This is a genomic window from Fructilactobacillus sp. X8R1C1 (genome assembly GCF_059900945.1).
This window is the reverse complement of record NZ_JBWXVH010000003.1, coordinates 20,749-40,907: the sequence shown is the minus strand read 5'-3', so window position 1 is coordinate 40,907 and position 20,159 is coordinate 20,749. Positions and strand designations below refer to the sequence as shown.

General features: G+C 38.6%; 25 protein-coding genes, 1 other RNA gene and 1 other annotated feature. Of the genes, 3 read left to right on the top strand and 23 right to left on the bottom strand.

The features are described from left to right. From AC6UD1_RS03540 to AC6UD1_RS03490, 11 genes are all read right to left on the bottom strand, one after another. Positions 1 to 327, bottom strand: coding sequence for a DNA replication initiation control protein YabA (locus tag AC6UD1_RS03540; RefSeq protein WP_500694460.1), 327 nt, complete (start codon positions 325 to 327; stop codon positions 1 to 3). After that, on the bottom strand, positions 324 to 1,364 hold the full coding sequence (gene holB, locus AC6UD1_RS03535; RefSeq protein ID WP_500707312.1) for a DNA polymerase III subunit delta': 1,041 nt from the start codon (positions 1,362 to 1,364) through the stop codon (positions 324 to 326). The genes AC6UD1_RS03540 and holB overlap by 4 nt, the downstream gene beginning before the upstream one ends. 12 nt (positions 1,365 to 1,376) lie before the next feature. Continuing rightward, entirely contained in the window at positions 1,377 to 1,703 is a 327-nt protein-coding gene (gene darA, locus AC6UD1_RS03530; RefSeq protein ID WP_500696137.1) for a cyclic di-AMP receptor DarA, read from the bottom strand. An 11-nt stretch (positions 1,704 to 1,714) separates the two neighbouring features. Continuing rightward, the gene (gene tmk / locus AC6UD1_RS03525; RefSeq protein WP_500696138.1) at positions 1,715 to 2,365 is read right to left on the bottom strand and encodes a dTMP kinase; all 651 of its coding nucleotides are present in this window, start codon (positions 2,363 to 2,365) and stop codon (positions 1,715 to 1,717) included. 97 nt (positions 2,366 to 2,462) lie between these two features. Then, positions 2,463 to 2,681 (bottom strand): YaaL family protein, encoded by a 219-nt coding sequence (locus AC6UD1_RS03520; RefSeq protein WP_500694464.1) that lies wholly within the window; start codon positions 2,679 to 2,681, stop codon positions 2,463 to 2,465. Between the two features lie 37 nt (positions 2,682 to 2,718). Then, positions 2,719 to 3,318 (bottom strand): recombination mediator RecR, encoded by a 600-nt coding sequence (gene recR, locus AC6UD1_RS03515; protein ID WP_500694465.1) that lies wholly within the window; start codon positions 3,316 to 3,318, stop codon positions 2,719 to 2,721. Between the two features lie 14 nt (positions 3,319 to 3,332). Continuing rightward, positions 3,333 to 3,650, bottom strand: a complete 318-nt coding sequence (locus tag AC6UD1_RS03510; protein ID WP_500696169.1) for a YbaB/EbfC family nucleoid-associated protein — start codon at positions 3,648 to 3,650, stop codon at positions 3,333 to 3,335. Between the two features lie 14 nt (positions 3,651 to 3,664). Then, entirely contained in the window at positions 3,665 to 5,473 is a 1,809-nt protein-coding gene (dnaX, locus tag AC6UD1_RS03505; protein WP_500707311.1) for a DNA polymerase III subunit gamma/tau, read from the bottom strand. Positions 5,474 to 5,605: 132 nt separating this feature from the next. Next, positions 5,606 to 5,692, bottom strand: an RNA gene (gene ffs / locus AC6UD1_RS03500) — signal recognition particle sRNA small type. Between the two features lie 50 nt (positions 5,693 to 5,742). Next, positions 5,743 to 6,204: a tRNA adenosine(34) deaminase TadA gene (tadA, locus tag AC6UD1_RS03495; protein WP_500694467.1), complete on the bottom strand. Its 462-nt coding sequence runs from the start codon at positions 6,202 to 6,204 to the stop codon at positions 5,743 to 5,745. After that, complete coding sequence (locus AC6UD1_RS03490; protein WP_500707310.1) at positions 6,197 to 6,811, bottom strand: class I SAM-dependent methyltransferase; 615 nt, start codon at positions 6,809 to 6,811, stop codon at positions 6,197 to 6,199. Before AC6UD1_RS03490 ends, tadA begins: the two co-directional genes overlap by 8 nt. A 159-nt stretch (positions 6,812 to 6,970) precedes the next feature. On the opposite strand from AC6UD1_RS03490, the gene nrdH reads away from it, so the two are divergent. The 3 genes from nrdH to nrdF all read left to right on the top strand — a co-directional run bounded on the left by nrdH (position 6,971) and on the right by nrdF (position 10,471). Further along, entirely contained in the window at positions 6,971 to 7,201 is a 231-nt protein-coding gene (gene nrdH, locus AC6UD1_RS03485) for a glutaredoxin-like protein NrdH (RefSeq protein ID WP_500694469.1), read from the top strand. Between the two features lie 79 nt (positions 7,202 to 7,280). After that, positions 7,281 to 9,446 (top strand): class 1b ribonucleoside-diphosphate reductase subunit alpha, encoded by a 2,166-nt coding sequence (gene nrdE, locus AC6UD1_RS03480; protein ID WP_500706812.1) that lies wholly within the window; start codon positions 7,281 to 7,283, stop codon positions 9,444 to 9,446. A gap of 17 nt (positions 9,447 to 9,463) precedes the next feature. Next, entirely contained in the window at positions 9,464 to 10,471 is a 1,008-nt protein-coding gene (nrdF, locus tag AC6UD1_RS03475; protein WP_500694471.1) for a class 1b ribonucleoside-diphosphate reductase subunit beta, read from the top strand. Positions 10,472 to 10,518: 47 nt separating this feature from the next. Here nrdF and mprF read toward each other — a convergent pair whose 3' ends face one another. The 12 genes from mprF to cysS form a co-directional block, all read right to left on the bottom strand. Continuing rightward, positions 10,519 to 13,104 carry a bifunctional lysylphosphatidylglycerol flippase/synthetase MprF gene (mprF, locus tag AC6UD1_RS03470; RefSeq protein WP_500707309.1) on the bottom strand — a complete coding sequence of 862 codons (2,586 nt, stop codon included), beginning with the start codon at positions 13,102 to 13,104 and terminating at the stop codon, positions 10,519 to 10,521. Positions 13,105 to 13,228: 124 nt separating this feature from the next. Then, positions 13,229 to 13,594: a 50S ribosomal protein L7/L12 gene (rplL, locus tag AC6UD1_RS03465; RefSeq protein WP_500694473.1), complete on the bottom strand. Its 366-nt coding sequence runs from the start codon at positions 13,592 to 13,594 to the stop codon at positions 13,229 to 13,231. 38 nt (positions 13,595 to 13,632) lie between these two features. After that, on the bottom strand, positions 13,633 to 14,151 hold the full coding sequence (rplJ, locus tag AC6UD1_RS03460) for a 50S ribosomal protein L10 (RefSeq protein WP_500694474.1): 519 nt from the start codon (positions 14,149 to 14,151) through the stop codon (positions 13,633 to 13,635). 26 nt (positions 14,152 to 14,177) lie between these two features. Further along, positions 14,178 to 14,294, bottom strand: a sequence feature (ribosomal protein L10 leader region). A 56-nt stretch (positions 14,295 to 14,350) separates the two neighbouring features. Beyond that, positions 14,351 to 15,043, bottom strand: coding sequence for a 50S ribosomal protein L1 (rplA, locus tag AC6UD1_RS03455; protein ID WP_500696148.1), 693 nt, complete (start codon positions 15,041 to 15,043; stop codon positions 14,351 to 14,353). Positions 15,044 to 15,134: 91 nt separating this feature from the next. Then, positions 15,135 to 15,560 carry a 50S ribosomal protein L11 gene (gene rplK, locus AC6UD1_RS03450; RefSeq protein ID WP_010021774.1) on the bottom strand — a complete coding sequence of 142 codons (426 nt, stop codon included), beginning with the start codon at positions 15,558 to 15,560 and terminating at the stop codon, positions 15,135 to 15,137. A gap of 124 nt (positions 15,561 to 15,684) precedes the next feature. Beyond that, positions 15,685 to 16,245, bottom strand: coding sequence for a transcription termination/antitermination protein NusG (nusG, locus tag AC6UD1_RS03445; RefSeq protein WP_500707308.1), 561 nt, complete (start codon positions 16,243 to 16,245; stop codon positions 15,685 to 15,687). Positions 16,246 to 16,347: 102 nt separating this feature from the next. Further along, positions 16,348 to 16,527 carry a preprotein translocase subunit SecE gene (gene secE / locus AC6UD1_RS03440; protein WP_500694477.1) on the bottom strand — a complete coding sequence of 60 codons (180 nt, stop codon included), beginning with the start codon at positions 16,525 to 16,527 and terminating at the stop codon, positions 16,348 to 16,350. A gap of 14 nt (positions 16,528 to 16,541) precedes the next feature. Next, positions 16,542 to 16,691, bottom strand: coding sequence for a 50S ribosomal protein L33 (rpmG, locus tag AC6UD1_RS03435; protein WP_500694478.1), 150 nt, complete (start codon positions 16,689 to 16,691; stop codon positions 16,542 to 16,544). 48 nt (positions 16,692 to 16,739) lie between these two features. Further along, positions 16,740 to 17,321: a sigma-70 family RNA polymerase sigma factor gene (locus AC6UD1_RS03430; RefSeq protein ID WP_500696799.1), complete on the bottom strand. Its 582-nt coding sequence runs from the start codon at positions 17,319 to 17,321 to the stop codon at positions 16,740 to 16,742. Positions 17,322 to 17,513: 192 nt separating this feature from the next. Then, positions 17,514 to 18,266 carry a 23S rRNA (guanosine(2251)-2'-O)-methyltransferase RlmB gene (gene rlmB / locus AC6UD1_RS03425; RefSeq protein ID WP_500707307.1) on the bottom strand — a complete coding sequence of 251 codons (753 nt, stop codon included), beginning with the start codon at positions 18,264 to 18,266 and terminating at the stop codon, positions 17,514 to 17,516. Then, entirely contained in the window at positions 18,256 to 18,681 is a 426-nt protein-coding gene (locus AC6UD1_RS03420) for a Mini-ribonuclease 3 (protein ID WP_500699876.1), read from the bottom strand. Before AC6UD1_RS03420 ends, rlmB begins: the two co-directional genes overlap by 11 nt. A 4-nt stretch (positions 18,682 to 18,685) precedes the next feature. Continuing rightward, entirely contained in the window at positions 18,686 to 20,095 is a 1,410-nt protein-coding gene (gene cysS, locus AC6UD1_RS03415) for a cysteine--tRNA ligase (RefSeq protein ID WP_500707306.1), read from the bottom strand. Positions 20,096 to 20,159 lie beyond the last annotated feature (64 nt).

Sequence of the window (20,159 nt, the reverse complement as noted above, 5' to 3'; positions counted from 1 at the left end):
TTACCTTTCTCCGTAAATGATATCGGTACAAAACATACAACTACTATTACTGTTACGCCGTTTTCCATAAAACTGTGTGCAAACATGAAATCCTTCGTTATACAATTTTTCCAAGTTTTTCTTGGACATCGAAAGTTGCTGCTTCTTTTTGTTTTTCCCATCTTTTCCCGAAATTAACTCTCGAAGATGTTCATTTTCAATCTTCAGTTCTGAATTTTCCTCGATGACTTTATCAATTTCATCCCGAAGATCACCAATTTTTTCACTCATTAATTCCGATTGTGATTCCAAATTATTAAATTCTTCGTTAACATCTGATTCTTTCAATCGACTTTTGCTCCTCCTTCAATGACTGCTAAACATTTCAGGGTAATAACCTCCAAAATATTTTGGAAGCTAACGTTTAGATCTTGTTTTTTGGCACTGTTCAAGACCGTTGTGATGATTTCAATTAATTGATCATCTGATAACTGGTTAGCCATCTGTTTCAAAAGGGAATACTGATCACCAAATCCTAAACTATCAGGCTTTAATTCCCTAAACTTGACATCAAAGACATCCTTAAAAATTTGATAAATCATTTTTAAAGTCATCTGTTGCTCAAACCGACCCGTTATATTAGGCATAAAGCTAATTTGAACGCTCGTAAAAGCGCGGTAATCATCATTGACTAATTCATTAAACCAGTGCTCAACTATCTCTTTAGCCTTGTTAAACCAACCGTCTTCAAGCATTTTATCAATTGAAGACAAGTCCTCAGTTAATTCTAAAATAAGATTACTAGACGTTTTCGATAACCCTCTATCAGTTACGTACTTAATCAAGTTATCTTCGTTAATTTTTGGAAATTCTACTAACTGCGTTCTAGATATGATGGTTGGTAATATCTTTCGACAGTCATTGGTAAGTAAAAAGGAATTAACTTGCCCATTTGGCTCTTCAATAAACTTCAAAAGACTATTAGCAGCACTAGTAGTCATCATATCGGCCCCGTCAATAATGAAAACCTTCTTGTTTCCTTCAACCGCACTCTTAGAAAATTCATGTTTTAAATGTCGAATTGAATCAACTTTGATACTTCTGCCATCGGGTTTGATCATCACCACATCAGGATGTTCGTTTTCTGCGATCCGGACACACTCATTACAGATGCCACATGGCATGCCGTTTTGAACGTTATTACAAAACAAACGCATTGCAATCGTCTTTGCAACCGCTAATTTTCCCAAACCATCCGAACCCGAAAAAAGATACGAGTGACTGAGATCTTGAGCCGAAATAACGCCCATAAAGTGTTGTGTTAAAGTAGCTTGTTTTTGGGTAGCCTGTTTAATTATGGTCTGAGCTAAAGTTTCTTCTACCATTATATTAACTAACTAGAAGCGATTTAATGATTCCATTGGCAAAATCATAACCGTTGCTCCTCCAACCTGAACTTCAACTGGGTAAGACGTCTCACTAATGCTTCCAGCTAAACTAACTGGTGGCGTCATGTATTGTTTTCTAGTTTCACAGGTTGTTTTAATGATATCCAAAATCTCGTCGACCTTATCATCTTTAGCTCCAATCAAATAAGTGACGTTTTTAGCCTTCAAGAATCCACCCTTAGTGGATAATTGGGTTGCCTGGATCTTATGTTTGATGAATTCAGATTGTAATTTGGCTGCATCCTTATCTTGGATAATTGCAATAATTAACTTCATAACTGATCCTCCTATTTACTTTCATTAAAATATCTAGCTGCTCTCTTATACAACACGGAAATGACCTGATCTACTACTTGTTCAATTGGCTTAGTAGCATCAACCTTAATAACCCGCTTGGGGTTCTGTTTGGCAATTTCATCATAAGCTTCATGAACCCGAACGTAAAAATCGTGTTCTTGAAGATCCAAACGATTAACTTCCCCACTCCGATGTTCAGCAATGCGGTCTAATCCAACGTCGACTGGGACGTCAAAATAAATGGTGGTATCAGGCATTAAACCCTCAGTAGCAAACTGGTTCATTGATAAAACGGCGTTTTCACCAAGTTCTCGGCCCGCTCCTTGATACGCAATTGAACTGTCAAGATAGCGGTCGCACAAAACTAATTGACCGGCCTTTAAAGCTGGCAAAATGGTCTTAACTAAATGCTCTCTTCTGGCCGCCGCAAACAAAAGCGCCTCACAACGGTCATCCATATCTGACTCGTTTTTATTCAAAATTATCTGACGAATTTGCTCGGAGACTTGGTTTCCACCTGGTTCACGAGTAGTTAGCAATTGGTCTTTAAGCATTGGTTTAATTTTATCAACCACCTGATTTAAAACGGTGGTTTTTCCAGCACCATCGGTGCCTTCAAATGTAATAAATTGTCCAGTCATATTAGATTCAGTCCCAGCATTTTTGCTATTTTCATTGTACTTTAAGTTATATTTATTGTCTATTTAAAAAGCCAGCTAGGATCTAGCTGGCTTACGTTTAGTTTTCATATACTGATGGTTGAATCCGATCATTTTTAATGTTTCGTTTTCGTGCTTGCCGATACATAAACATGTATTTTTGCTTTGTAAGCATCGTTTGTGCAAATAAGTGACTGTCCGTTTCGGAAACAGCTTGTTCAGTTTGCACAGCCTGATCCCAATCATTTTTTAAAAAATTGATGGTATCAAGCAATTGGTCATCATAATTTTGCTTCATAGAACTATATCTAAATAACGAAAACATCGTTCATCCCTCACATTTCGGTGCGTCCAGAAACTGCCTTTGAAAGGGTCATCTCATCTGCATACTCAATATCACTTCCGACTGACAGTCCATGAGACAATCTGGTAACTTTAATGCCTGCTGGCTTAATTAACTTTGCCAAATACATTGCCGTTGCTTCTCCCTCGGGAGTGGCATTAGTAGCAATGATGACTTCTTTAACTTCTTCGTTTTTTTGCAGTCGTTTGATTAAAGAGCTGATATTGATGTCTTCAGGACCCTTCCCCTCAATTGGGGAAAGCACTCCGTGTAAAACGTGATAAAGACCATTATAATCCTTCATTTTTTCCATCGTCATCACATCTTTAGACTGTTCCACTACCATAATCTTACTTTGATCACGACTTTCATCGGTACAGATCTCACAGGGATCGGTCTCGGTGATATTGCCGCAAATTGAACAAAAACGCAAATCATTCTTAGTTGAAGTTAAGGCATCCGCAAAGTTTTTTACATCGGTTTTATTCATATCAACCGTATAAAACGCCAATCTAGTGGCGGTCTTTCTGCCAATTCCTGGCAAATGCATGTAACTATCGATTAGCTTAGCAATTGGTTCTGGGTATTGCATTTAAATCCCTTCTTCTACATACCTGGAATATTCATTCCCTTGGTATACTTTCCCATCTTATCTTGAGTGGTCTTTTCAATCTGTGAAAGTGCATCGTTAACCGCACTGATCACTAGATCTGAGAGCATGTCTGGATCGTCTGGATCAATGGCCTCTGGTTTGACGTTCATGTCCTTCATCTTGCGGTCACCAGTAAAGGTAACGGTCACCATATCTTCTGGAGCTTTTCCAGTGAATTCACTCTTCTCGATTTCTTCTTGTTCATTTTGCATTTGTTGTTGCATCTTACGAGCTTTTTGCATCATCTTTCCCATGTTCATTCCGTTCATAATTATTCTCCTTTTAATTAATCATCTTTAACATCAATTATATCATCACCAAACATCTGCTTGGCAGTATTAACCGAATCATTGTTATCTTTATCTTTGGTCGTTTCAGTTTGTTCTTGCTTTTCGTAAGCTTCGTTCGTATTAGAAGCCGCTTTTTCTGACTTGGGGGTTGACTTAGTCTTTTCATTATGAGACCGGTGATTTTTAAGATAGTTACTTCTAAGTTGTGGCCATTCATCATTTGGTACAAACACAACCGTTGGAACAAATCCTAAAATACGATCAAGGCCATTTTGAAGTGCATCCATCAAATCACCATCGGTTCCAGCCTTCTGATACAAAAAGCCATAATCAAAGGCAACAACAACTCCCTTATCACTCGCAGCAACGGGGTTTGAGACATGCATCACGGCTCGTTGCGTGACCGACAACGACTGAAGTAATTCCTGCCAGATATCCTGATAGGTAGTCAGATCTTTTCTAGTGGCCTTTTCTAGGATATCGTAAACTTTCGTCAAATTAACTCGGACCTGTTTGGTGGAATCATAATGAGGGAAATCAGCGATTGGCTTAGATTTAGTTGATTTAGGTTGCTTATCCTCATTAGTTGACTGTTTTATAGTCGAAGCATTTCCCAGTTCCGACCTTAACTCACTAACTTGATTTTGCAGTTCGGACAGTTGCTTTTTTAAAACTTTCGTATCCTCATCATCGCTTTTTGATTCGTTATCTGGGTCACTTTCTTTTTGATTTGCCAGTTTAACCGTTAAAATATCCAAATAAACATCAGGATGAGACGAATAACGCATCTGATTTTGAACGTCACTCATAATTTCAACGTAATTATATATTAGATTACTATCTCCCTTATCAGCAATCGTCTTAAAATTGTCGCCTAAAAGGCCAAGTTCGCTCTTTTGGACCATTTCTGGATCCTGATGATATAACAAAATATTCTGACAATAATCAATTAAGTCCTCAATAAACTGATTAGCGTCTTTGCCGTCATCAAGAATTTCTTGAACCATTTTTAAACCCGTCGAAACGTCTGAATTAAAAACGGCCTCAAAGTACGACTGAATTCGATCCCTGGTGACACTGCCAGTGACTGACAAGGCACTTTCATATGTCACCTTATCATTACTGTAGGAAAGAGCTTGGTCAAGGATACTAAGTGCATCACGCATCCCACCCTCAGCACTTTTAGCGATTACCTTTAGCGCCTTGTCATCGTACTCAATGCCCTTTTTTGAAAGGATGTATTCCATTCGTTGCAGGATATCACTAGCCTTGATTCGCTTGAAATCAAAACGTTGTGTTCGTGAAATGATGGTAGCAGGAATCTTTTGGGGTTCAGTGGTAGCCAATATGAAAATGACGTGCTCAGGCGGCTCTTCTAGTGTTTTAAGCAAGGCATTAAAGGCCCCCGTCGACAACATATGCACTTCATCAATGATATAAACTTTATATTTACCTTCCGTTGGGGAATACTTCGCCTTATCGCGAATATTTCTGATCTCTTCGACCCCATTATTAGAAGCAGCATCAATTTCAATGACATCATTAAACGCACCTTTATTAATTGCTAAGCACGTTTCACACTCATTACAGGGCTCTCCATCCTTTAAATTAGGACAGTTAACTGCCTTGGCCAAAATTTTAGCGGCAGAAGTTTTTCCCGTTCCACGCGGACCCGTAAATAAATACGCATGACTAATTTGGTTAGTTATCAATGCGTTTTTTAAAGTCTGAGTGATGACTGGCTGCCCGACAATTTCATCAAATCTTTGTGGACGCCAGGTCCGATATAGTGCTTGATAACTCATGAAATGCTTCCTTTCACTGAAAATTGATACCCTTAATTATTATATCTTGAAAATTGACGAAATGCTAATAACTTTAAACGACAATTTGTCCAAAAAAAATCTCCCAGTCAAACGACTAGGAGTTTAATTTCTAAAAACGAGAAGCACAAGGCAAAAGATACTTAGTGCTGCTTCCTTCCGGACCTGACACGGTTCGTAAGTCTGCCCTTGCTTCAGGGCCTTACGGCATTAATTATCATAACCGAAAAATCCACAAATGTCTAGGAATATTACCGTGATTTGCGTTTATCTTTAAAGAATTTCTTCATCATATTACCAGATTGGGTGGCTTTCAATCCACTTGTCACTTGAACCTGATGGTTTTGTCTTGAATCATTCAGGGTATGATAAAGACTTTCAACGGCTCCTGCTTTCTCATTTTTTGCTCCATATACTAATCTTTTAATCCTGGTATTAATAATCGCACCAGCACACATTAAACAAGGCTCAACCGTCACGTACATCTCACAATCATTTAAACGCCAACTCTTTAAATTGATACACGCTTCTTCAATCGCAATGATTTCAGCATGCTCGGTTCCAATCTCCGTGTGTTCACGCAGATTATGTCCCTTCCCAACAATTTGACCGTCTTTAACGATTAATGCTCCAATCGGTACTTCACCAATGACGTAAGCATGGTTAGCTTCATTTAAAGCTTGGTCCATAAAATACGCATCATTTTCATTCATTTATGACTTCCTTTCTACTCTTTAAAACGTAATATCCCTTATCACGTTTAACGATTTGTACGTTACCAAAAACCTTATTCATTAATTTTTTAGCCGAGGGTGCTCCCTGCTTCTTTTGTAAAACCACCGTCAACGTTCCATCATTAACCAAGTGGTCATAAGAACCCGTAATCATTTCATCGACAACTTTTTTTCCGGCACGAACGGGCGGATTAGTTATAATGCCCGCATACTTTTGGGAAATATTCTGGTACCCATCAGAAGCAAAAATATCTACGTTATCAATCTGATTGAGATCTGCATTCTGTTTAGCCAGTTTTAACGCTAAATTATTGACGTCTACCATAGTAAAATGCCGTTCTGGATTTGTCTTGGCCAAAAACAGACCAATCGGGCCGTAACCACATCCCATGTCTAAGATTGCTCCCTTAGGCATTTCATTAACATCCACGTTATTAATTAACACCCTCGAACCATAATCCACGGTATTTTTAGAAAACACACCGTTGTCTGTCACAAAACTTAGCGTGGTTTTAAGTAAAGAAAAGTTCCAATGTTTTTCCTCATGTTTAACATCAGGATTTGCGGTATAATAAAAGTCGTTCAAAATTAATCACATCCTAAAAAAATAATATTTAAACCATAAACACTATATATAGCGTCTAATTCCTATCAATTTCACTATATATGGTGTTTTTTTCTGTTGAAAATTTCACTTTTTGAGAGTAAACTCATCAAGTGAAAGATATCAAGGAGATGAAACAAAATGAAAAAAATTACTGTATTTACCAAGAACAATTGTATCCAATGCAAGATGACAAAACGTTTCCTTAGCGAACACAACGTTGACTTCGTTGAAAAAAACACATCCGAAAATCCGGAATACGTCGCTTACCTGAAAGGTGAAGGCTTTCAAGCTGTTCCAGTTGTTGAGAGTCAAGCACTTGAAGCATTTAGTGGGTTTCAACCTGACCAATTAAAGAAACTAGTTGGTTAAATTTTTCATATTTATAGTATAGTACAAAACCAACGTTTCAGATATTTTGTACGACACGATTAAGGGAGAGTAATCCAATATGTCTTTAAAAGATTTGCACGATGTTACGTATTACGAACTAAATAATGAAATTAATATCCCTGTCGATGGCAGAATCCAATTGGAAAAAGATCAGGAAGCTTTAAAAGCCTTTTTCAAAGAAAACGTTAATCCAAATACCGTTAAGTTTGATTCTTTAAAAGATCGTTTTGATTATCTAATTAAGCATAATTACATTGAAGAGGATTTTGTAAATAAATATCCTTTTTCATTCATTGAAAAATTATACAAGTATTTGGAAAAACAAGATTTTCACTTCAAATCATTTATGGCTGCATACAAGTTTTATGCTCAATACGCCATGAAAACTGATGACAATTCCATGTACTTAGAAAGCTACATAGACAGAACCGCAATGAACGCCTTGTTTCTTGCTGATGGCGATCAAAAGCTTGCCATGGATCTTGCTGATGAATTAATTCATCAACGCTTTCAACCAGCCACTCCAACTTTTTTAAATGCTGGAAAGAAACGCAGGGGTGAGTTGATTTCGTGTTTTCTACTTCAAACCACCGATAACATGAATACCATCGGTCGTACCATTAATTCGGCCCTTCAATTATCCAAAATTGGTGGTGGAGTTGGGATCAACCTTTCTAACCTTAGAGCGGCCGGCGACCCCATTAAACACATTCAAGGAGCAGCTAGCGGCGTTCTTCCAGTAATGAAGTTACTAGAGGATAGTTTTACCTATTCTAATCAATTAGGCCAAAGAAACGGTGCTGGGGTTGTTTATTTAAGTGTCTTCCATCCCGACATCATCGAGTTCTTAGGGGTTAAAAAGGAAAATGCCGACGAAAAAATTCGGGTTAACACTCTTTCCCTGGGTGTAGTTGTCCCAGATAAATTCTATGAACTAGCTAAAAACAATGAAGATATGTACTTATTTAGTCCGTACGACGTTGAACGTGAGTATGGCGTTCCCTTTTCTTACGTCGATATCACTAAAGAATACGACAACATGGTCAACAACAAGAATATTCGCAAAAAGAAGATCAGGGCCCGTGAACTAGAAACAGAAATTGGTAAGTTACAACAAGAGTCCGGCTACCCATACATTATCAATATCGACACCGCCAATCGCGACAATCCAGTTGATGGCAAAATCGTCATGAGTAACTTATGTACTGAAATTATGCAAGTCCAAACCCCATCAATTGTTGATGATGAACAAAATTACGAACAGCTTGGAACCGATGTTTCTTGTAATTTAGGGTCAACGAACGTTGTCAATTTGATGGCTTCTCCTGATTTCGGTAAATCAGTCGAAGCCATGGTCAAAGCTCTAACTTTTGTGACCGATCATTCATCAATTAACGTTGTTCCATCAGTCAGACGTGGCAATGAATTAAGTCACTCAATTGGTTTAGGAGCTATGGGTCTTCACTCTTATTTTGCTAAAAATCATATGTATTATGGTTCAAAAGAATCCATTGAATTTACCAGCACCTATTTCATGTTATTAAATTACTGGACCTTAAAGGCCTCAAATCAAATGGCCAAGGATCGCGGTAAGGTCTTTCATAACTTCGACAAGAGTAAGTACGCTGACGGTTCTTATTTTAATCAATACGTAAATAAAAGTTGGGAGCCAACTTCCAAAAAAGTCAAATCATTGTTTGATGGCGTCTTTATTCCAACTGAAAAAGATTGGGAAGATTTAAAGAAGTCAATCATGGAATATGGTTTGTATCATCAAAACCGAATGGCAGTTGCTCCAAACGGTTCCACTGCTTACATCGGTGATGCTACCGCTAGTCTGCATCCGATTGTTCAAAAAATTGAAGCCAGACAAGAGTCCAAAATCGGGACAATTTACTATCCGGCCCCCTACCTTTCTAATGACACCATTCCTTACTACGAGTCAGCTTACGACACGGACATGCGAAATGTGATTGACGTTTACGCCGCCGCTCAAAAACACGTCGATCAGGGAATGAGTTTGACTCTCTTCATGCGCTCAACCATTCCTGAAGGGCTATACGAATGGAAAGACGGTCGAAGTAATAAAATGTCCACCAGAGATTTAACGATCCTTCGTAATTACGCCTACAAAAAGGGAATTAAATCGCTCTACTATGTTCGGACATTTACCGACGACAACACTGAAGTTGGTGCTAACGAGTGTGAAAGCTGTGTAATTTAATCTTTAGGAGGGAATTTATGGACATTAATAAAGTTTTAACCGGAAAGTTACAGGGAAACTACAAGGCCATTAATTGGAATTCCATTGGCGACGAGATTGATAAAGCCACCTGGGAAAAACTAACCGAACAGTTCTGGCTTGATACCAGAATTCCTTTGTCAAATGATTTAAAGGATTGGCGTTCGCTTGACGATGATCATAAATGGATTGTTGGTCACGTTTTTGGTGGCTTAACTTTACTGGATACCTTACAGTCTCAAGACGGAATGGCCGCCCTTAGAAATGATGCTGTTACCCAACATGAAATTGCGGTTTTAAATAACATTCAATTTATGGAATCCGTTCACGCCAAAAGCTATTCATCCATTTTTTCAACTTTAAACACCCCTGATGAAATTGATGAAATCTTTCATTGGAGTGATACAGAAGAATTCCTCCAAAACAAAACGAAAAAGATCTATTCGTTATACCATGACGATGGTCATCCATTAAAAAAGAAAATTTCTAGCGTGTTCCTTGAAACTTTTCTTTTTTACTCTGGATTCTATACTCCCATCTGGTACCTCGGTCATAACGAGCTTCCAAACGTTGCTGAAATCATTAAATTAATTATTCGTGACGAATCGGTCCACGGAACATACATTGGCTATAAATTCCAAGTTCAGTTCAACCAATTAGGTGAAAATGAACAAAATGATTTAAAGGATTGGATGTATAACTTCTTGTACGACCTTTATCAAAACGAGGAAAAGTATACCCATTTGCTTTACGACCAAGTGGGATGGTCTGAAGATGTTTTAACTTTCATTAGATATAACGCCAATAAGGCCCTCATGAATCTAGGACAAGATCCAATGTTCCCTGATACTGAAGCAGACGTTAACCCAATCGTTATGAACGGAATCTCCACTGCTACGGTCAATCATGACTTCTTCTCCCAAGTCGGTAACGGTTATCGACTTGGTAACGTTGAAGCAATGAGCGATTCCGACTACGATATTGGTAATAAAAAGAACCCAAAATAATTGTTCAACTAAAAAGAGGTTTCAGAATTAATTCTGAAACCTCTTTTTTATGGCATATTTTCTTCAACATTTTCAATCGTGGGACGTTCACTAACCACCGATAAGAGCTGTAGCATCGTGAATACCAATGAATTATCCTTACGGTATACGAAGTACTTAGACACCCAGTTATCGACGTATTTCTGCTTATAAGACCGCAATCCTTGAAAGCTATAGAACGCATCACCATACTGATAAATTAAGTGAGCAATTTTTTCGTTAATAAAACTAAATTTTGATTCACCCACATTAGCTAGGGGTGCCATTCCTAAGTTAAACCACTTGTAACCCTCATCCTTTGAATACCTGAAGAGATGAATGAAGATTCCATCCATAATTCCAGACGGAGCATCATTTCCCGACCGCATTAAGTCAACCGAAGTCATCACTCGATCACCCGTTGGCATGATGTTAGCAAAAGCTACAATCGCATCATTTTTATCGCGAATGACCGCAATTGGAGCCTGGTTTAAGTAATATGGATCAAAGAAGCCCAGAGAGAAGCCCTTTTCATCACGTCCATTGAGCCACTCATCAGAAATTCGTTTAAATTCACCCATCTGTTCTTTAGAAAATGGTGGATCTAAAACCTCAAAACGATAGCCTTCCCGATCGAACTTGTGCATTAACGCCCGTTCACCTCGATGTCGCTTACCGGTAAGCGAAAAATCCGTTAAATCAACGTGACCTTCCTCTCCAGCCTTAATAAAGTCAAAGCCTTTTTCGTGAAGTAACATTGTTAGTGATTCTCCAACTTCGTAAAATACCAGTGAGAAATCAGCTTTGTCAGCATCACTCATGAACTGGTCAATCGCTGGATCTAATTTATCCTGATTTCCAATTGGTTCACCCATCACAATTAACTTATTTGCCTTCTGTTTATACATGAAAATGACTTCGTCTTCACTATCTTCAGCATAGAAGTAAACCTTTTTATCACGCAAGAAGACTAAGTGACTAACTTCGTTTCCACCAAATTTGCGAATAACATTGCGAATTCTAACTTCATCAAAGGGTTGATTCAACCATGGGATGCGAGCGTACGTTAAGTACTTGTACAACATAAACAGGATAATAAATGCAATGATAATGCCCACAAATCCGGTTAACCAGACCTGTTCAGATGGCAAAAGATACACATTCATCATTTTGATGGGAGCGTGTCTACTAGACAAGTTATGATTACTCATGTAGATTCCGATGATGGAATACATTAAGAAAGTTCCAATAAAAATGATGCCGTCAAAAATTGCATTTCCCCACGAGTACGTGAGTTTTTGCCGATACATGCCCTTTCTTGATAACCACAAACAAATAATGATAAATCCTAACAGTAACGTTAGTTTTAGTGGAAAGTCCTCTTTCCACAGGGTGTTAGCAATGGCAAACAACAAAATGATAACGGTCGGCCAGAAAGCTTTGTGGACTCTTGATCCTACCCCACGTGCTAATCCAATTAGTAAAATCCCAATAATCACGTTCGACAACTGTCCTAAAAAGAACAGCGTGTATGGCGCCAGTGATAAATAGAGTGGATTAACAAGAGCCAAATTAGGAATAGTCGCATACAAAATCATCATGATTCCCGAAAAGTACATAAAAATCGTAATGATCAGCTGGGCCGACCTATGAACAATCGTTTTCGGAATATCATCCAGAAAATTGTTAATTCGTGCTCCCATTTCGTGGAAAAAGAGAAAGGCCCCCACGAAAAACGGGAGAAAATAGTAGAAAATTCGGTACAATAGCACCCATACGGCAGCAATTGTCGGTGACACCCCAAGTAAACTCAGGCTACCAATCATCATCGTATCAAATGACCCAAGACCACCTGGCAGCATTGAGACAACCCCAATTACGTTGGCAATAATAAAAATGGGAAAAACGTCCCAAAGATTAACATTAATCTTCATGAAGTATCCAATAATTAAAAACAACATGGCACAGCTCCCCCATTCGAGGCAGGAACCGAGGATCAGTTGAAACTCCCGTTTTAAGGTCAAATCACTAAAAAACTCAGAATTACTGAATCTAGTAAATAGGAAAATCACTGGAAAATAAACTCCTCCACCTACTAACCAAATCCAATCCTTTGCATACTGAGATCCAATGCCAAATCCAAAGATCAAAACTAACGAAACCAAACAATAGGTGGAAAGTCCTGCCAGTAAGAACAAGGCAATCTTAGAAATGGCATATAATACCTGTTTCTTACTAGCATTTTTACTGTAAAACATGGCTCTCAAACTAGCACCAAGAAAGCCACCAAACCCAGCAATATTAGTAAATGTGTTAACGATCCACCCGCTCTTGACGATGTAGGACGGTTTAAACTTGCCAGGCAGAAACTCCGTAATGGTAAAATCATATATTAACATTGGTAACACAGCCACAAATCCTAAAATCGTTAAAATAATTAACGTTGTTGGTGACTGTGACGCAAGGCTCGCTCGCATTTCCTTCCCGTTAATCTCAGAAAGCACGTGGGTCGCCTCGTAAACAACAAACACAAGGACCATGGTGACAAAAATCCCCTTAATCCAGGCAGAATATTTGTTATAGAAATCCATAACTTTATTAAATGCTTTTTTCAATTGTTAACCCCCAAAAAATCGGCTAACTTCATTCTCTCAATTTTTATGACATAAAACAACTTTATTTAAACAATATTAAGGCAAAAAAAAGAACGTGCTTTTGCACGTTCTTTTTAGTCATCGACTACTTAAGAGTTACAGTAGCACCAACGGCTTCAAGCTTGTCCTTGATGTCGTTAGCATCTGATTCTGAAGCGCCTTCTTTAATAGCTTTAGGAGCGCCATCAACTAAGTCCTTAGCGTCTTTCAAACCAAGACCAGTGATATCTCTAACTGCCTTGATAACCTTAATCTTTTCTTGACCTGCTTCAGTAAGTTCAACGTCGTATGAATCCTTAGCAGCACCTTCACCACCAGCAGCACCTGCAGCTGCAACTGGAGCAGCAGCAGAAACATCAAATTCATCTTCGATTGACTTAACCAAGTCGTTTAAATCAGTGATTGAAGCTTCTTTTAATTGAGCAATAATATTATCTTTATCAAAAGCCATTTTAATTTCCTCCTATTAGGACATTTAATCTATTTTTATTAAGCTGCATCACTATCGTCACCATTGTCATCTTTATCAACAACGGCATTAACAGCATAAGCAACCTTACGGATAGGATCTTTCAAGATGTTAGCAAGAGTTGAAAGCAATTCTTCACGGCTTGGTAGAGCAGCAAATTCATTGATTTCATCAAGTGAAGCGATCTTTCCTTCGATAATTCCACCCTTAATTTCAAGTTCAGGATTATCATCAGCGAAGTTCTTCAAAATCTTGGCTGGAGCAACTGGGTCTTCATCAGAAAATGCAATAGCAGTAGGTCCAACAAAAGTATCTTTCAAATCCTTAACGTCTGCTTTATCAGCAGCACGCTCTAAAATTTTATTTTTAATAACACTCATTGAGACATCATTATCACGCAATTGTTTACGTAAATCAGTATCTTGAGCAACACTTAAACCTCGGTAATCAACAACAATTGCTGATACAGCTTTTTGAAATTGGTCAGCAACTTCATCAACCTTTTTGGCTTTAGTATCAATAACTTCTTTTTTTGGCATATTATTTCACCTCCCAATGTATTTTGGGACTTAATAAAAAATCCCTATGTTCGCCAAAACATAGAGAAAGAGTGTATTACTCCTCGGCAGGTATCATTAAGGTCAAAAACCACCTGAGTCTTAGGCGAATCATATTCAACTAATAATCTATCATAATGATAAAAATTAGTCAATTAGGGATTATTTAATTAGTTAGTAACTAAAATGATTCAGGATCAACTGAGACACCAGGTCCCATTGTTGATGAAACTGAAATGTTACTAATGTAAGTTCCACGAACAGATGCTGGACGATTCTTAACAATCACATCGTTGATGGTGTTAAGGTTTTCGGCCAACTTGTCTGCGTCAAATGAATCTTTACCGATTGAAACTGCGACATTTCCATCACGATCAGTTCTGTAAGTAACCTTACCGGCCTTAGCATCAGAAACCGCTTTTGAAACATCCATGGTAACAGTTCCAGTCTTAGGGTTTGGCATTAATCCCTTAGGTCCAAGAACACGACCTAAACGACCAACTTGAGCCATCATGTCAGGAGTAGCAATTGCAACATCAAAGTCGAGCCATCCGTCTTGAATTTTTTGAGCTAAGTCGTCATCACCGACAAAATCGGCACCAGCGTTCTTAGCGTCTTGAGCCTTTTCACCCTTGGCAAATACTACAACTGTCTGATCCTTACCAGTACCATTAGGTAAAACCACGGCACCACGTAATTGTTGATCAGCTTGTTTAGTATCAACGTTTAATTTATAAACAACTCTGATAGTGTCATCAAAGTTTACTGAATCTAATTTTTGAACTAATTCTACAGCATCTTGAGCAGCGTATTTTTTACTCTTGTCAATTTGCTTTGAAGCATCTTCGTACTTCTTACCTCTCTTACGAGCCATTGTGTCATCCTCCTTGCAATTGTGGTTATAACGGAATTTCCTCCCACTAGCACATTATCTTTCGACATTGTACTGTACGGGCATAGTGAAATTAACCTTCAACAGTGAATCCCATACTACGTGCCGTACCTTCAACCATGCGCATAGCTGCTTCTACATCAGCTGCGTTTAGATCTTGCATTTTAGTTTCGGCAATTTGCTTAACTTGGTCTTTGGTAACTTTTGCGACCTTGTTAGTGTTAGGTTCACCGGAACCGTGTTCAACACCAGCGGCTTTCTTTAATAGGACAGCGGCTGGAGGGGTCTTGGTTACAAAGTCGAATGAACGATCTTCGTAAACAGTAATCACAACTGGAATCAGCATCCCTGCTTGATCAGCAGTACGTGCATTAAATTCCTTAGTGAATCCCATAATATTAATTCCAGCTTGACCTAAAGCAGGTCCAACTGGAGGAGCGGGTGTTGCTTTACCCGCAGGTATTTGTAGTTTAACTACATTAGCTACTTTTTTAGCCACGAGACATACCTCCTTAAGTCCGTGTGTGGTAAATGAAGATCAAAATTTCTTCTCCCACGTTAATTTATGCAATACGCATACTATTTAAATATACCACGTTTATGGAAACGTGACAATGAATATTTTACTCAGAATCGGCTTCTAGGGGCTTAACTTGGTCAAATTCCAGTTCAGTACTAGTCTCTCTACCAAACATGTCAATATTAACCTTGAGTTTACCCTTAGTGTTGTCAATCTCAGTGATCTTACCAGAAAGTCCCTTAAAGGCCCCTTCAACGATGGTGACCATATCACCAACGCGGCTATCCAATGGCTTAACTCGCTTCTTTACCCCAATTGTTGACATAACATTTTCAACCTCTTCGGGCAACAACGGGTTAGGTTTTGAACCTTGACCGTGAGAACCAATAAATCCGGTCACTCCGGGAGTATTTCTAACGACGTACCAAGCTCTATCGGTCATTACCATTTGAACCAGCACATATCCTGGAAAAGTCTTGTTCATAACCACTTTTTCTTTACCATTTTTAACTTCGTGTTCTTCAGTTTCTGGAACAACGATGTCAAAAATATAGTCTTCCATTCCCATGGATTCTTTTCTAGATTCAAGATTCATTTTAACTTTGTTTTCATAGCCAGAGTATGTATGTAGTACATACCATTGCTTTTCTGCAGTCTCTACCACAATGATTATCTCCTTTAACTTAAAGCAAAATAAAAAAACCTCGCGTAAACGAAGTTCTTATCATTAAATTAACTATAACAGAAATTATCACACTAATCTAGTTTAGGCTAGTAACTTCAAAATGGTTTGAATTGCCCAATCAATCACACCAAGAAAGATTGCAAAAAAGATGGTCGTCCAGATAACGATTGAAGTATCGGTTCTAGTTTGCTTAGCGTTCGGCCAAACAACCACTTTCATCTCTGCAATAACGCTCTTAAAAAAGTTCCATAATCGTTTCATGTAAAATTCCCCTCTTAACGAGTTTCTCGGTGCAACGTATATTTTCCACAATGCTTACAAAATTTCTTTACTTCCAATCGTTTGACGCGATTCGGATTGCTGGAAATGGTGTAGTTTCTTGAACCACATACAGAACAAGCTAATGCTACCTTTTTCTGTGCCATAAGCTGCACCTCCTTAATAACTAACTAATCGTATCATCAATTTCAACGTTAGTCAATTTTATTAAATCTATAGTACTTCTGCCGACAACGTGCGATCGCATTTTTCAACTTCACAACCTTCACATCAGAAACCTGGGCCATTTTTTCAAACGAATAATTCTCAAGCGAACGAATAATCACCATTCTCTCAACTACCGAACTCCTTTTCATCAAGCCTTGTAAATTCTCATACATTGAAAGAACTCGTTCTGGACTGGCAGCATGAATATCGGCAATGGTATCAGAATAAAATTGAAAATACGCACTAAGAGAAGCTTTTTTAGAATCGGGCACGCGCTTTTGAGCTCGCTTTTTTCTTAAAATATCATATAAGCGGTTTTTTAAGTTAACTTTATAGTAACTGCCAAAGGTAACCTTACGACTGGCATCATACCTAATAATTGTTCGACTAAGCACAATGGCCGCTTCCTGTTTCCAATCTGAGAGTTCCATACCTGATAAGTAGAAATCGTTCCACAACTTTAGATAAATTGGCGCATATTTTTTAAACAATTTGATGAAACCGACGTCGTTCTTTTTTGCATCCTCAACCATTTCTAATTCTTTAGCCCGTTTCTCTTCTTTATTCATCAATTGGCCCTCCTCTTAATCAATTAATTAACACTTAGTATCGTATCGAAACGAGTTGAGCTCAAACAAGCGAACAAACGTTCGATATGTGATATTATCTGCTAACCAATTTTTAATATCGAATTTACGATATTAAACGGCCCAATAAAAAAGAACAATGTGCTGGCATTGTTCTTTAGTTCAGTCATTTCATTATAAAGGATGGCGCGAGTTAAAACCTTGATACATAACTAATCCGGCAGCAACCGACGCATTCAAGCTCTGAATATCCCCCACCATTGGAATGGTAAGTGTTTCATCAACCTGTTTTTTAAGTAAAGGCGAAATCCCCTTGCCTTCACTGCCAACGATAAGAACACTTGGACCCTTAGCATCCCAGCGCCGATAATCAGTTCCTTTCATATCAGTACCAAAGACCCACAACCCACGTTCCTTTAATTCTTTAACGGTGTTGACCAAGTTAGTTACTCTGGCGACCGGAACACGTTCAATTGCCCCCGCAGAGGTTTTCGCTACCGTTGATGTTAATCCAACAGCCCGACGCTTGGGAATGATCACCCCATGAACGCCGGCAGCATCTGCGGTTCTAATAATTGACCCCAAATTATGAGGATCGGCAATGTTATCCAGAACAATGAAGTATGGTGGTTCACCCTTTGATTCAGCATTTTTAAATAAATCATCAATCGATGCATAATTAAAGGATGCAATTGATAACATGACTCCCTGATGATTCTGGTGGTCTGACATCAAGTCTAACTTTTGCTTTGGCACCTTAGAAATTACTAAATGACGACCCTTGGCCAAACGAATAACCGCCTTAATGGTGTCATCTTCTTGACTGACTCCATTTTGTAAAAACACCTTGTTAATTTCTTGATTTTCATTGCGCAGTGCTGAGACTGCCGGGTGTCTCCCAATAATAAAATCTTCATTATCTCTCATACTCAACCCTCCCAGAATCAACTTGATCAATGCACCACTGCGCCAGTTCATCGAGTCTTTTATCTTGGCCACTAAGGGAAAGGAAACCAAAGAGGGCTTCAAAGCCAGTGGAAATCCGATAGGTAACAACACTCGTATTCTTGGCGTGAGTATAGCTCTTGGCGTTACGTCCCCGTTTAAAAAAGTACTCTTCTTCATCACTTAAGATTGCATCCTGACTCATCAAAGCGATCAATCCGGCCTGAGCCTTGGCTGACACATATTTAGTAGCAAAATGCTGCAATTGATTTGGCCTAGCGATGCCCTCGTCAATCAAATGCCGTCTCACGTATACCTCATAAACCGCATCACCTAAATAAGCTAGTACAATACCATTTAACTGTCGATATTGAATATTATCGTCCGCTTCACTCATTAAACTAATTTTCCCTTCTGAATCGGGTCCCCTGTGGTGTGTCTTCTAAAATAATACCCTTATTTTTTAATTCATCCCGAATTTCATCACTTCTAGCAAACTGCTTGTTAGCTCGCGCATCGTTTCTTTGCTTAATTAATTTCTTAACTTTGTCGTCATTTAACTCACTACTTTGTAGTTTAATCCCAAAGATAGCGGACAACTGTTCTAACCGTTTCATAAGTAACTTGATCGAATCCTTAAAGACCACTGGTCGTTCCGCATAAACGTTTCCAAGCTTAGCCAACTCGTAGACCTTGGCAATTCCATTTTGAACGTTAAAGTCATCATCCATGGCATCCTGAAAATCAGCCTGAATTTGACGAATCTCTTGGTCTAATTTCGGATCGTTATAAGGATCAGCGTCTTTTAACCGATAGTTCAAATTATCGTAAGCCGTCTGTATTTTTTGCAGATTGGTGGCAGCTTCATCAACTCCCTGCTGGCTAAAACGAATTGGCCGGCGATATTGGGTCGTTGAGATCAAAAACCGCAGTGCTTGAGGATTATCCTTTTTAAGTAACTCATGGACCGTAACAAAGTTCCCTTTAGATTTGCTCATCTTCTCGTCCTCATCACCAACGGTCACAAAACCATTGTGAAGCCAGTAATTAACAAACTTTTGTCCCGTTTTGGCCTCGCTCTGTGCCCGTTCATTTTCATGATGAGGGAACTCTAAATCAATCCCGCCACCGTGAATGTCAAAGGTGTTACCAAGGTACTTAGTTGACATTACCGAGCACTCAATGTGCCAACCTGGACGGCCTTTTCCCCACGGAGAATCCCAGGAAACTTCGTCTGGTTTAGCTTTTTTCCAAAGTGCAAAATCAATCGGGTCTTCTTTTTGGGCTAATTCTTCACTTGAAACGTGCTCACTTGCACCACTCTCAAGGTCATCGATGTTTTCGTGTCCTAGTAAACCATAAGATTTAAACTTACGAGCCCGATAGTAAACCGTCCCGTCAACGTTATAAGCATATCCCTTTTTAATTAAGTCAGAAACAAAGGTAATAATGTCCTTAATATTATCCGTGGCACGCGGATTCACGGTTGCAGGTTGCACGTTTAACGCTTTCGTATCTTCCATAAAAGCCTCAATGTATTTATCGGCTAATTTGGAAACCGTGGTTCCCTCTTTTTTGGCTTCGTTAATCATTTTATCATCAACATCGGTAAAATTAGACACATAATTCACCTTATAACCACAATATTCAAGATAACGACGAATGGTATCAAATGCCACTACACTTCGCGCATTGCCAATGTGAATATAGTTATAAACAGTTGGACCACAGACATACATGTTAACCACACCGGGTGTGATTGGTTCAAACTTTTCTTTTTCATTTGTAAGTGAATTATAAACTTTTAACATGTCCAACCTCCTAATAATTGTTCAATATTAACATCATAATTAACCCTTCAGTTCATTATGAACT

Excerpts from the sequence above, each read along its gene's own strand:
- holB (WP_500707312.1), bottom strand. The coding sequence starts at position 1,364 with ATGGTAGAAGAAACTTTAGCTCAGACCATAATTAAACAGGCTACCCAA.
- darA (WP_500696137.1), bottom strand. The coding sequence starts at position 1,703 with ATGAAGTTAATTATTGCAATTATCCAAGATAAGGATGCAGCCAAATTA.
- tmk (WP_500696138.1), bottom strand. The coding sequence starts at position 2,365 with ATGACTGGACAATTTATTACATTTGAAGGCACCGATGGTGCTGGAAAA.
- AC6UD1_RS03520 (WP_500694464.1), bottom strand. The coding sequence starts at position 2,681 with ATGAAGCAAAATTATGATGACCAATTGCTTGATACCATCAATTTTTTA.
- recR (WP_500694465.1), bottom strand. The coding sequence starts at position 3,318 with ATGCAATACCCAGAACCAATTGCTAAGCTAATCGATAGTTACATGCAT.
- dnaX (WP_500707311.1), bottom strand. The coding sequence starts at position 5,473 with ATGAGTTATCAAGCACTATATCGGACCTGGCGTCCACAAAGATTTGAT.
- tadA (WP_500694467.1), bottom strand. The coding sequence starts at position 6,204 with ATGAATGAAAATGATGCGTATTTTATGGACCAAGCTTTAAATGAAGCT.
- nrdH (WP_500694469.1), top strand. The coding sequence starts at position 6,971 with ATGAAAAAAATTACTGTATTTACCAAGAACAATTGTATCCAATGCAAG.
- nrdE (WP_500706812.1), top strand. The coding sequence starts at position 7,281 with ATGTCTTTAAAAGATTTGCACGATGTTACGTATTACGAACTAAATAAT.
- nrdF (WP_500694471.1), top strand. The coding sequence starts at position 9,464 with ATGGACATTAATAAAGTTTTAACCGGAAAGTTACAGGGAAACTACAAG.
- rplL (WP_500694473.1), bottom strand. The coding sequence starts at position 13,594 with ATGGCTTTTGATAAAGATAATATTATTGCTCAATTAAAAGAAGCTTCA.
- rplJ (WP_500694474.1), bottom strand. The coding sequence starts at position 14,151 with ATGCCAAAAAAAGAAGTTATTGATACTAAAGCCAAAAAGGTTGATGAA.
- rplA (WP_500696148.1), bottom strand. The coding sequence starts at position 15,043 with ATGGCTCGTAAGAGAGGTAAGAAGTACGAAGATGCTTCAAAGCAAATT.
- secE (WP_500694477.1), bottom strand. The coding sequence starts at position 16,527 with ATGAAACGATTATGGAACTTTTTTAAGAGCGTTATTGCAGAGATGAAA.
- rpmG (WP_500694478.1), bottom strand. The coding sequence starts at position 16,691 with ATGGCACAGAAAAAGGTAGCATTAGCTTGTTCTGTATGTGGTTCAAGA.
- AC6UD1_RS03430 (WP_500696799.1), bottom strand. The coding sequence starts at position 17,321 with ATGAATAAAGAAGAGAAACGGGCTAAAGAATTAGAAATGGTTGAGGAT.
- rlmB (WP_500707307.1), bottom strand. The coding sequence starts at position 18,266 with ATGAGAGATAATGAAGATTTTATTATTGGGAGACACCCGGCAGTCTCA.
- AC6UD1_RS03420 (WP_500699876.1), bottom strand. The coding sequence starts at position 18,681 with ATGAGTGAAGCGGACGATAATATTCAATATCGACAGTTAAATGGTATT.
- cysS (WP_500707306.1), bottom strand. The coding sequence starts at position 20,095 with ATGTTAAAAGTTTATAATTCACTTACAAATGAAAAAGAAAAGTTTGAA.